The 11,153-nt window shown below is 68.2% G+C and carries 9 protein-coding genes; 4 read left to right on the top strand and 5 right to left on the bottom strand.

Translation table 11 applies throughout. The features are described from left to right. Positions 1-393: 393 nt before the first annotated feature. On the top strand, positions 394-1,599 hold the full coding sequence (locus ACWDU1_RS21975; RefSeq protein WP_450001066.1) for a PucR family transcriptional regulator: 1,206 nt from the start codon (positions 394-396) through the stop codon (positions 1,597-1,599). Positions 1,600-1,704: 105 nt separating this feature from the next. Here ACWDU1_RS21975 and ACWDU1_RS21970 read toward each other — a convergent pair whose 3' ends face one another. The 3 genes from ACWDU1_RS21970 to ACWDU1_RS21960 all read right to left on the bottom strand — a co-directional run bounded on the left by ACWDU1_RS21970 (position 1,705) and on the right by ACWDU1_RS21960 (position 4,777). Beyond that, positions 1,705-1,986, bottom strand: a complete 282-nt coding sequence (locus tag ACWDU1_RS21970; RefSeq protein ID WP_450001069.1) for a WhiB family transcriptional regulator — start codon at positions 1,984-1,986, stop codon at positions 1,705-1,707. Between the two features lie 177 nt (positions 1,987-2,163). Further along, positions 2,164-2,496: a hypothetical protein gene (locus ACWDU1_RS21965; protein WP_450001065.1), complete on the bottom strand. Its 333-nt coding sequence runs from the start codon at positions 2,494-2,496 to the stop codon at positions 2,164-2,166. Positions 2,497-2,650: 154 nt separating this feature from the next. Then, the gene (locus tag ACWDU1_RS21960; RefSeq protein WP_450001063.1) at positions 2,651-4,777 is read right to left on the bottom strand and encodes an ATP-dependent DNA helicase UvrD2; all 2,127 of its coding nucleotides are present in this window, start codon (positions 4,775-4,777) and stop codon (positions 2,651-2,653) included. Between the two features lie 51 nt (positions 4,778-4,828). Between ACWDU1_RS21960 and ACWDU1_RS21955 the strand changes: the two genes are divergently transcribed. Next, positions 4,829-5,092, top strand: coding sequence for a mycoredoxin (locus ACWDU1_RS21955; RefSeq protein WP_450001068.1), 264 nt, complete (start codon positions 4,829-4,831; stop codon positions 5,090-5,092). Positions 5,093-5,208: 116 nt separating this feature from the next. Continuing rightward, on the top strand, positions 5,209-6,234 hold the full coding sequence (locus ACWDU1_RS21950; RefSeq protein WP_450001061.1) for a YlbL family protein: 1,026 nt from the start codon (positions 5,209-5,211) through the stop codon (positions 6,232-6,234). A 51-nt stretch (positions 6,235-6,285) separates the two neighbouring features. Here the strand turns inward: ACWDU1_RS21950 and ACWDU1_RS21945 are convergent, their stop codons facing one another. Next, positions 6,286-6,876, bottom strand: a complete 591-nt coding sequence (locus ACWDU1_RS21945; RefSeq protein WP_450001060.1) for a PPA1309 family protein — start codon at positions 6,874-6,876, stop codon at positions 6,286-6,288. Positions 6,877-7,057: 181 nt separating this feature from the next. Between ACWDU1_RS21945 and ACWDU1_RS21940 the strand changes: the two genes are divergently transcribed. Next, positions 7,058-10,054, top strand: coding sequence for a UPF0182 family protein (locus tag ACWDU1_RS21940; RefSeq protein ID WP_450001058.1), 2,997 nt, complete (start codon positions 7,058-7,060; stop codon positions 10,052-10,054). Between the two features lie 179 nt (positions 10,055-10,233). Here ACWDU1_RS21940 and ACWDU1_RS21935 read toward each other — a convergent pair whose 3' ends face one another. Next, entirely contained in the window at positions 10,234-10,569 is a 336-nt protein-coding gene (locus ACWDU1_RS21935; protein WP_450001056.1) for a transglycosylase family protein, read from the bottom strand. Between the last annotated feature and the right edge of the window lie 584 nt (positions 10,570-11,153).

Below are 11,153 nucleotides of genomic sequence, written 5' to 3'. Positions count from 1 at the left end.
GCGACGGCGAGCACCGTGTATTCGTCGGCGACCGGCACACCGGACTCCCGGGCGATCCGGGCACTGCTGCGCCCCGTCAACAGCGCCCGGGCCATGGCGCGGTAGGCGAAGGGAACGGCGGATGTGGCGGCCTCGTCGAGGTGACGCGCCGGTGCGACCATTTCAGCTCTCCCCGTGCCTGTCGGTTATGTCGACCACAGTCTGCGCGCACCATCCCGGGTGGTCACTGCACTGCCGGACGAAGTCCGGACGCCGAAGTTGTCTCCGGAGACAAAGCCGTCCGTGAGGTGGCCGCGAAACTGTCCGCGCCTCCCGCCGTTCGGTGACAATCGCACGGTGCGGGCAAGATCACTTTCGTCCACCGCGGACGTTTCGCTTATCGAGCGTTTGCGGATGCGATGGCCACAGTTGTCGGAGAAGCTACTCGCGGACGGTCTCGGCGCGACACCGCCCGCGGCGGATCTACCGGAGGGGCATTTCCGGCCCGAGGTGCTGCCCGCCATCCACGCCTGCGGGCACGCGGTCCTGCGGGCCATCGGTGCCGACGACCCGCTGGGCAGAGCCCAGATCGCCGCCTTCGTCACGCCCGTCGCCGAACGCCACGCCGAAGACCGGCTGCCGCTGCCGCTGCTGATCGAGGCCATTCACGCCTCGGCGCAGACACTACTGGCCGAAGCCGCCGGCCTGGCGACGCCCGGTGAGATGGATGAACTCGTGGCGATCGGTTCGGGGTTGCTCGATGTGCTGATGCATATCACCGTCATCGTGACCGAGGCCTATGCCGAAGTGGGGCAATCGATCCACAACGCCGAGCGCGAGGCGCGCCGGGAGTTGTGCTCGGCTCTACTGCGCGGCCGACCGGCCCATCAGTTGTCCGCGCGGGCCGATACGCCCTTGTCCGACCGCTACACGGTCGTCGCCGTGCATACCGCCCCGGAAGAATCCAATTCGGCGACAGACCTGCTGGCACGGCGCAGGATTCGTGTCTTCCACCGGACACTGGACGCGTGCACTCACGGTCGCGCGCTCGCCACCTTCGACGGTTCGGCCGGGATCGCGCTCGTGCCCGGACATTCCGGCCCGGAATCGCGGGCGCAGTCGGCGGTGCCGGCCGCCGAACTCACCGAGGCGCTCGGCGTGGAAACCTATCTGGCCGAATCGGAAGCCGTTCCCCCTTCTGATATCCCGCGCGCCGCCGCGGAGGTCACCGAACTCGCTACGCTCGCGCGGCTGCTGGGTCGGTCGCCGGGGGTGTACCGGCTCGACGACCTGCTCCTCGAATATCAGCTCACGAGGCCGGGCGCCGCGCGTGACCGGCTGGCGGCCCGTATCGCTCCGCTGTTGCGGGCCCCGCATCTGCTCGAAGCCCTGGAGGCACATCTGCGATTCGGCCCCGACCGCAAGACCGCGTCGTCGCAGCTCCACGTGCACCCCAATACGTTCAGCTATCGGCTGCGGCGGGTCGGCGAGCTCACCGGAATCGATCCGGCGGAACCGAACAACTCCCGGCTGCTGGCGGCCGCGGTCACCATCCACCGGCTCTACCCGGCGGCGGAACCGGGGGAGCGGGGCGAGGACCGGGACCCCACCCGGCCGTGATCAGCGGCACCACCCCCAACGCGAACGAGCCGCTCATCGGCGAAGCGATGAGCGGCTCGTTTCCTCAGTCGGTGCGCATCCGGCGGGGTTGCGGCGCGAACCCCGTCAGACACAGCTGGCGACTTTGCGCGGCCGGCCCCGCGGACGCTTCCGAGCGATGACGACCCCCTGATCGAAGATCTCACCGCCCCAGACGCCCCACGGTTCCCGCCGATCGATGGCGGCGCTCAGGCAGCCCTGCCGGATCGGGCAGGCCGCGCACAGGGCCTTGGCCTCTTCCAGCTGGCCCGGGCTCTCGGCGAACCAGAGGTCCGGATCCCCCGCCCGGCACGGCAGAGCCGGCAGCCGCGGGTCCGCGGTTTCGGTTGCCACAGTGCGACACGCCACGTCAGTGGTGGCCGGCGGCCAGTCCTGTGTGGTGGTGACCACGTCGTTCTCCTTCAGCTTGTTGTGCAGCGGTTCGGTGTTGCTGTCGCGAGACCGATGCCTTGTGGGCTGAAGGCCAAAAAAATATGGCCACGGTCTCGCATCTGCGATCCGTGGCCAGGAGGCGGGAGTGGTGTCCTACCTCGGTCGGCTCTGTGGCCGACTGTTCACGGTCGCTGGGTGTCCTTTGCGGAGGCTTTCCGCCCGCTTGTCGGCCGCCTCATAGGCTGCGGCGGGATCGATGGCGAGCGGGCCGGCTGCCGCGGGTGCGGCAGCCGGGTGCCAGATTGCGAAGGACTGGTCCTGCAGTGCGATGACGTCCGGATGCGAACGGCGAATGCGCGGCTGCGCACCGATACCATCGGTGCAGGACCGGCCGGTCCCCTGCATAGCGAGGAACCCCCGGGAAGCAGCCGACAACCGCGTATTCAGCGCTACGGTCGAATTGCCGTAGTCAGTGATGCCGTTCATCTGTCTGCCTCCCTCCATGTACTCGTGATCCGAATTCCAACAGTGCGCGTCGATGTACCCTCCCGAGCGCGATTCCCACCTTAAGCAATCTTGCCGGACTCGACAACCTATTTTCTACCTGCGGTTTTGCGCCGATCCCGGAAAGAGTGCCGCGCTACCGTCCGGAAGTGGCACGGCGCCGGGACCGGATGATCGCCAGCACCTCCGCGCCGTACTGCCGGACCTTGCTCTCGGTGACCCCGAGCGCGGCGAGTCCGGCCTCGTCCTCGGGGAGTTGCTCGGCGATGGCGGTGAGCGTGTTCACGCCGAGGATGCCACGCGGATCCACGGCCAGTTCCGCCGCTTTCTCTCGCCGCCAATCCTGTAGTGCGCCGAGCAGTTCCGTATCGGGTTGGCCCGCACAGCCCTTGCAGCGCCGCAGCAGCAGCGTCTCCGGTTCGAGCAGGGCCCGGCCGCAGACCCGGCACAGCGGGCGGCTCTTGTCGGCGGGGCGGGCGGCGGCGGTGATCCGGGACGCGGGGGAGTCCTCGGGGATCAGTCCGGTCAGGAAACGGGAGCGGCGCCGGGACCGGCGATCCCCGTCGCCGCGCGACAGTGCCCAGGACAGCAGCAGATGTATCCGGGCGCGGGTCACGCCGACGTAGAGCAGCCGGCGTTCCTCCTCCAGCGCGGCGGGATCGGCGACCGAACCGTCGCCGTTGAGGACGTAGGAGATCGGCAGCGCCCCGTCGGTGAGTCCCACCAGGAAAACCGCGTCCCATTCCAGGCCTTTGGCGGCGTGCAGCGAGGCCAACGTCACCCCCTGGACCGTCGGGGGGTGCCGCGATTCCGCCCGCGCGGCGAGTTCGCGCAGCAGACCGGGGAGATTCAGGGCGGGTTCGTGCTCCACCAGTTCCTCGGTGAGCCGGACCAGCGCGACCAGCGATTCCCAGCGTTGCCGGGCCTGCGCTCCGGCCGGTGCCGCGTTGGTGAGACCTATCGTGGCGAGGGCGGCACGCACCAGCGTCACGAGATGTTCTCCGGTGCGTGACGGGTCGGGCAGATCGTCGCGGGCGGTGGCCTTGCGCAGTTCCTGCACCGCCTGGCGCACCTCCGGCCGCTGGAAGAAACCCTCGCCGCCGCGGACCTGATAGGCGATGCCGTGTTCGGTCAGCGCCTGCTCGTAGGCCTCCGAATGCGCGTTGATCCGGTACAGCACCGCGATCTCGGCGGCCGGTGTGCCGTCCTTCATCAGTCGCTCGATGCGCCGCGCCACATCCGCCGCCTCCGCGGCGAGCAGGTCGTACTCGGCGAATTCGGGCTCCGGTCCGTCCGGGCGCTGGCCGACCAGTTGCAGTCGCGTACCAGCGATACGTCCGTGCGCCATACCGATCACGCGGTTGGCGAGGCCGACGATCTGCGGTGTCGAGCGGTAGTCGCGTTCCAGCCGCACCACGGTGGCGTCGGGGAAACGTCGTGAGAAGTCCAGTAGGTGGGCGGGGCTCGCACCGGTGAAGGAGTAGATGGTCTGGTTGGCATCGCCGACGACGGTGAGATCGTCGCGATCACCCAGCCAGGCGTCGAGCACCCGCTGCTGCAGCGGGGTGACGTCCTGGTACTCGTCGACGACGAAGCAGCGGTAGCGCTCCCGGAACTCGTCGGCCACCGCCGGATAGTCCTCCAGGGCCGCGGCGGTGTGCAGCAGCAGATCGTCGAAATCCAGCAGCATGCCCTCGGGGGTGTTCTTGAGCGATTCGTAGGCCGCGTACACCTCCGCGACGCGTGCGGCCGGGAAGGGGGTATCGCGGTGGTGCCCGGCCGCGGCGGTCGCGTAGTCCTCGGGCGCGATCAGCGAGGACTTCGCCCATTCGATCTCGCTCAGAAGATCTTTGACGCTGTCGGTTCCCGAGGCCAGGCCCACCCGCTGGGCGGCCCGGGTCACCACCGGGAACTTGCCGTCCAGCATGCGCCACGGCACCTCGCCGACCACCTGCGGCCAGAAGTAGCGCAGCTGCCGCAGCGCCGCGGCGTGGAAGGTGCGGGCCTGGACGGTCGAGGCGGCGTCGCCCAGCCCGAGGGTGCGCAACCGGCCGCGCAACTCGCCCGCCGCGCGGGCAGTGAAGGTGACCGCCAGCACTTGATCGGCACGCACCTGCCCCGCCGCGACCAGGTGGGCGATGCGGTAGGTGATGGTGCGCGTCTTCCCGGTGCCCGCGCCCGCCAGAACACAGACCGGCCCGCGGGGAGCGCGGACGGCGGCGGCCTGCTCGGGATCCAGCGCGGAGAGATCGAGTGCGGCCACGGCTCCATTGTGCACAGCGCCCGGAACACCCGAGGGGGTGGATGCGTTGCTCTGTGCGTGACTGATGCGACACCGGATCTGACCATGTACTCGACCACCTGGTGCGGTTACTGCCGCCGGCTGAAGACGCAGCTGAAGGAGGCCGGGATCACCTATGTGGAGATCGATATCGAGGACGATCCCGCCTCGGCCGAGTTCGTCGGCAGTGTGAACAACGGCAACCATGTGGTGCCGACCCTGAAGTTCGCCGACGGGTCGACCGCGACCAATCCGTCGCTCGCCGAGGTGAAGCAGGTGCTCGCCCGGCTGGGCTGAGCCCCGTACGCCGGACCGGCGGTGGCACGGTGGCGCCGGGCGCTAGGGAAGGGCGCGGCGCGCCCCGCGCGTCCCTGTCCCGCATCCCGCGGGTCCGGATGGCTAGTGTTGACCGGGTGAATCGTCGGATCATCACGCTCTTGGTCGCCCTGGTCCCGGTGGTGTTGTTCGGTGTGATCGGCAGCGTGGCCACCGTGCCGTTCGTCGCGCTCGGTCCCGGGCCCACCGTCGATACGCTGGGCGAAGTCGACGGTCGCGACGTCGTCGAGGTGACCGGTGCCGAAGTGGACCGCACCTCCGGGCAACTCAATATGACCACGGTCGCGGTACGCGACGGCCTGACCCTGTTCGAGGCGCTCGGCTTCTGGGTCAGCGGCCGGCACGGGATCGTGCCGCGGGCCGAGGTCTATCCGCCGGATGTCTCGCGCGAGGAAGTCGACCGGTCCAACGAACAGGAGTTCACGAACTCCGAGAGCAACGCCGAGGTCGCGGCCATGCACCAGCTGAACCTGCCGACCGCGGTACTGGTGCACGAGGTGGCCGAGCAGGGTCCCTCGCACGAGGTGCTGCGCCCGGGCGATCAGCTCGTCAGCGTGAACGGTAAACCGGTGGCGACCACGCAGGATGTGATCACCGAGGTGTCGAGCCGGGCGCCGGGCACGGTGATCACCGTGGTGTACCGCCGCGACGGCGCCGAGCAGACCGCCACCATCCCGCTCGCCGCGCGCCCCGACGACGCGGCCAAGGGATACCTCGGCCTGACTCCCACCGAATCGGCGGCACCGCCGATGGAGATCACCTTCAATCTCGCCGATATCGGCGGGCCGTCGGCCGGGCTGATGTTCAGCCTGGCGCTGGTCGAGAAACTCAGTCCCGGCGATCTGGACAGCGGTTCGTTCGTGGCCGGTACCGGCAGTATCGACGAGGAGGGCAAGGTCGGGGCCATCGGCGGTATCCAGTACAAGATGATGGCCGCCCGGGAGGCGGGCGCCGAGACCTTCCTGGTTCCGGCGGGCAACTGCAACGAGGCGAGTCAGCGGATCCCCGACGGGCTGCGGCTGGTCCGGGTGGAGACGCTGGCGGGCGCGGTCCAGGCGCTCGAGGATCTGGGAGCCGGCCGGGAGGCGCCGAGCTGCGGATAGCCCGGACGAACCGCCGCCGGTTCCGGGCCGGCGGATCCGGGCCGGCGCGGATCAGTCGCCGGAGTCCTCGAGGGTATGCCGCAGCGCCTCCACCAGATTCGGGGCGAGGTCGGGGTGTGTGCGCAGTTCCAGCCGCGCCTCGGACTCGTCGTCCTCGGGCCGGAGTTGCATGAGGCAGAGGGTGTCTCCGGTACGCAGCGCGGCGGCGAAGAGCCGGGCGTCGCGGCGTTCCGGATGGGCCTGCGCCGCGGCCCGGCCCGCGGCGTCGGCCGCGTCGGCGTCGGCCAGCAGCGGCGTCAGCGCCTCGTCGAGATCGTCCTCCGCGTCCGGCGGCAGGACCACGATCTCCTGTACCAGGACGCACCCGGCCACCGCGGGCGGCCAGCTGGTGGTGGCCAGGAATTCGTCCAGCGCCACCGCCCCGCCCGCCACCTCCTCCGGCAGCGGGTCCTGGGCGATCGGGGTCAGCTCGTGGGCGGCGTCGACCTGATCGATGAGCGCGGGTTCGGCGGCCACCAGATCGGCGGTGCGGACCAGCGCGAACATCTGCGGAGCTCTACCCCAGCCCTCGGCGTCCACGAACTCCGCGACCTCGTGGACGGAACGGGCAAGGACGATTTCGGCATGCAGATCGGCGCTCACCCGACCATCCTCGCATCCGGTACCGCGACACCGCCCCAACCCTGCGGTCGCGCACATGTCCGTTTTCCGTAAAGTGGGCGCAGAGGGTCCGTACGGACCCCGACCGCAACAATTCGGACTGCGGCGCGGCGGCCGGTGGCGCTACCGGGTGGCCCGCCGCCGGACCCTGGAGAGTGGCATCGTGGGCATGCGCCCCCCCGCCGGATTACCCTCGCTGTCCCGGCGCAGCCGCCTGCTGCTGGTGGGCGCGGTGGTGCTGGCCGCACTGCTGTTGGTAGGTCCCCGGCTCATCGACACGTATACGAACTGGCTGTGGTTCGGGGAGGTCGGCTTCCGGGGCGTCTATCTCACCGTGCTGCTGACCAGGATCGCGGTCTTCGCGATCGTCGCGTTGCTCGTCGGTGCGATCGTCTGGCTGGCACTGCTGCTGGCGTACCGGTCGCGCCCGGTGTTCATACCGACCTCGGGCGCCGGTGATCCGATCGCGCGGTATCGCACCACGGTGCTCGGCAAACTGAAGCTGTTCGGGCTCGGCATCCCGGCGCTGCTGGGTGTGCTCTCCGGACTGGTGGCCCAGTCGAACTGGGTGACGGTGCAGTTGTTCCTGCACGGCGGGTCGTTCGGTCGTACGGAACCGCAGTTCGGGCTCGACGTCGGCTTCTACGCGTTCGATCTGCCGTTCTACCGGATGGTGCTGAACTGGTTGTTCGTCGCCATCGTGATCGCGTTCTTCGCGAACCTGGTGACGCACTACATCTTCGGTGGTCTGCGGCTGACCGGCCGCGAGGGTGTGCTCACCACTCCGGCGCGGGTCCAGCTGGCGGTGATCGCGGGTCTGTTCGTCTTGCTCAAGGCCGTCGCGTACTGGTTCGACCGCTATCAGCTGCTGATGAGCAACCGGAAGGAGCCGACCTTCAACGGTGGTTCGTTCACCGATATCAACGCGGTGCTGCCGGCCAAGCTGATCCTGATGTCGATCGCGATCATCTGCGCGCTGGCGTTCTTCGCCGGGATCGTGCTGCGCGATCTGCGCGTGCCCGCGATGGCCGCGGCCCTGCTGGTGCTCTCCTCGGTCCTGGTGGGTGCGGTGTGGCCGCTGATGGTCGAGCAGTTCTCCGTCCGGCCCAACGCCGCGGAGAAGGAGAGCGAATACATCGAGCGCAATATCGACGCCACCCGGCACGCCTACGGGATCACCGACGACAAGATCGAGTACGTCGACTACAAGGGCGAGAGCAGCAAGAACCCGGTGAACGTACCGGTCGACCACGCGACCATCGCCAACGCCCGGCTGCTGGATCCCAATATCCTCTCCCCGACCTTCACCCAGCTGCGTCAGCTGAAGAACTTCTACGGGTTCCCCGACACCCTCGATATCGACCGGTACTCGCTCAACGGTCAGATCCAGGATTACATCGTCGCGGCGCGTGAACTGTCGCCGGCGACCCTCAGCGGTAACCAGACCGACTGGATCAACAAGCACACCGTCTATACCCACGGCAACGGATTCGTCGCCGCACCGGCCAACCGGGTCAACCGGCCGCAGTCCGAGGACCCCAACGCCGCGGGCGGCAGTAGTGACTCGGGTTATCCGATCTTCCTGGTCAGCGACCTGTTCACGCCCAAGGACCAGCAGCGGATCCCGGTGGATCAGCCGCGTATCTACTACGGCGAGCTGATTTCGCAGTCCGATCCCGATTACGCCATCGTCGGTGCGCAGGAGGGGCAGTCGCCTCGCGAATACGACACCGACCAGGCGCGCTTCACCTATGACGGCACCGGCGGCGTCCCGATCGGCAACTGGTTCAACCGGCTGGCCTTCGCGGCGAAATACGCCGAGCGCAACATCCTGTTCTCCTCGGCGATCGGCGACGATTCGAAGATTCTCTACAACCGGTCGCCCAAGGACCGGGTGCAGAAGGTCGCGCCCTGGCTGACCACCGACGGCAACGCGTATCCGGCGGTCGTGGACGGCCGGATCAAATGGATCGTCGACGCCTACACCACGCTGGACAACTACCCCTACGCGCAGACCACCTCGCTGGAGGGTGCGGTCGAGGACAGTATCGACCAGCGCACCGGCCGGTTGCTGCCGCGCAAAGAGGTCAGCTACATCCGCAACTCGGTGAAGGCCACCGTCGACGCCTACGACGGCACCGTCGAGCTCTACGAGACCGACCCCAGCGATCCGGTGCTGCAGGCCTGGCGGGGCGTCTTCCCCGACGCGGTGACCCCGGAGAACGAGATCAGCCCCGAACTGCGTGAGCACTTCCGCTATCCGGAGGATCTGTTCAAGGTGCAGCGCGAGATGCTCACCAAGTACCACGTGGACGATCCGCGCGAATTCTTCACCAACAACGCGTTCTGGTCGGTTCCCGCCGATCCGACCGTGGAGGGGGTGTCGGCGAGCCAGCCGCCGTACTACGTGCTGCTGGGCGATCCGAAGACGGGTAAACCGGTGTTCAACCTGACCAGCGCGATGGTCGGCTACAACCGGCAGTTCCTCTCGTCCTATATCTCGGTGCGCTCCGATCCCGACGGGTACGGCAAGTTCAGAATCCTGCAGCTGCCGACCGATACCCAGACCCAGGGCCCGCAGCAGACGCAGAACACGATGACGACGGCTCCGCAGGTCTCGCAGGAGAAGACCCTGCTGTCGAACTCGAACAAGATCAGATACGGCAATCTGCTGACCCTGCCGGTCGCCGACGGCGGCATCCTGTACGTCGAACCGTTCTACAACGAGCGCAATACCGGCCAGAACACGGCGACCTTCCCGCAGCTGCTGCGCGTGCTGGTCAGCTATCGCGATCAGGCCGGCAGTGTGAAGGTCGGGTACGGGTCCACCCTGGCGGACGCGCTGAATCAGGTGCTGCCCGGTTCGGGCGCATTGGCGACGCCGTCGGGCGGTGACCCGGCGACCAGGCCCAGTCCCGGCGCCGCGCCACCGCCGGCCGAACCCGATGAGTCCCAGGATCAGGGTGCCGCGGCCAACGGCGGCGCGCCGGCGCCCCCGGCCGGTACCGGATCGGCCGCCCAGGCGGCCGCGGCCGCGGAACTCGATCGCAAGATCGAGGAGGTGCGCGCCGCCATGCGGACCGGCAACTTCGAGGAGTTCGGACAAGCGCTCGACGAGCTCGAGGCGGCGGTGAAGGCATACCAGGACGCCGGCCGGTAACGGCCGCGCGGCCGGGGGCCTGCTCGGCTGAGACCGTGCGTCACCCACGCCCTTGGGCGAGCGGGCGCGCACGCAGAAGCTGGGAAGCCCGCAAGCGACGAAAGAGGCGCTGTCATCCACTGGATGACAGCGCCTCTTCGTATGTGTGCGGGCTACCGGCGCTCAGGCGCCGGGGCGGGTCACAGGTACGAGCCGCACACCGGCCACGCGCCGGGGCCCTGGGTGTCGAGCACGTTCTCGGCGACGCGGATCTGCTCCTCGCGGCTGGCATTGGCAGCGCTGCCGCTGCCGCCGTTGGCCTCCCAGGTGCTCTGGGTGAACTGCAGGCCGCCGTAGAAGCCGTTGCCGGTGTTGGTGGACCAGTTGCCGCTGCTCTCGCATTCGGCGACAGCGTCCCAGTTGCCCGAGTAGGCCGAGGCAGTGGCGGTGGAAAGACCGAACGGTACGGCAACGAGTGCTCCGGCGATAGCGGTCATGCCGAGGGCGCGGGTGCTGAACTTTCGGGTCTTGGTCATATGCGAATCCCTCCCTGTGCCCACCGGCAGCGCGATCGTGGCCTGCGTGCCCCTGTCCCCAGGTGATGTCGGGGTTTGATCCGAACCGTGGGACAGGGTTGCCGGTGTTCTCCGGTTCGGTCCGGCCCGTCCCGGTTGGTCGGGGCCTGCAAATGACGGTAACGGAGAAATCTCGTCAGATCACGTATCGATAACTATCGATTAGTCGATTCGCGCGAACCGGGAATATGAGGAAAACTGCTGGTCATATCCAGAATTTTCCGTACCCAGCTCGGGCTGTGATAACACGGAAACGTGAGCGGGATCACTCGAATTTGGTAATTCGTGTCACGCGTATAGCGCTCGGGAAACGCGGCAACCGCGTCGTTAACGTTCTGGGCGTTCGTCGAGACGGTGGCGTGACCGTGGTTTGCCGATGACCGCGGGTGGCATTCGCAGAGCGCCTGCGGATCCGCTTCGGAGCGGGCTCGAATTCCTCGGGAAAGTGCCTCTGATCGGGCAATTTGTCGATACGCGGACGGCGTGTGTAGTGTTGTGTTCACCCAACGCGGGGTGGAGCAGCTCGGTAGCTCGCTGGGCTCATA

It is taken from the genome of Nocardia sp. NPDC003345 (assembly GCF_053589395.1).
Note: the sequence above shows the minus strand (reverse complement) of the source record. Positions and strands in the feature narration are given on the sequence as shown.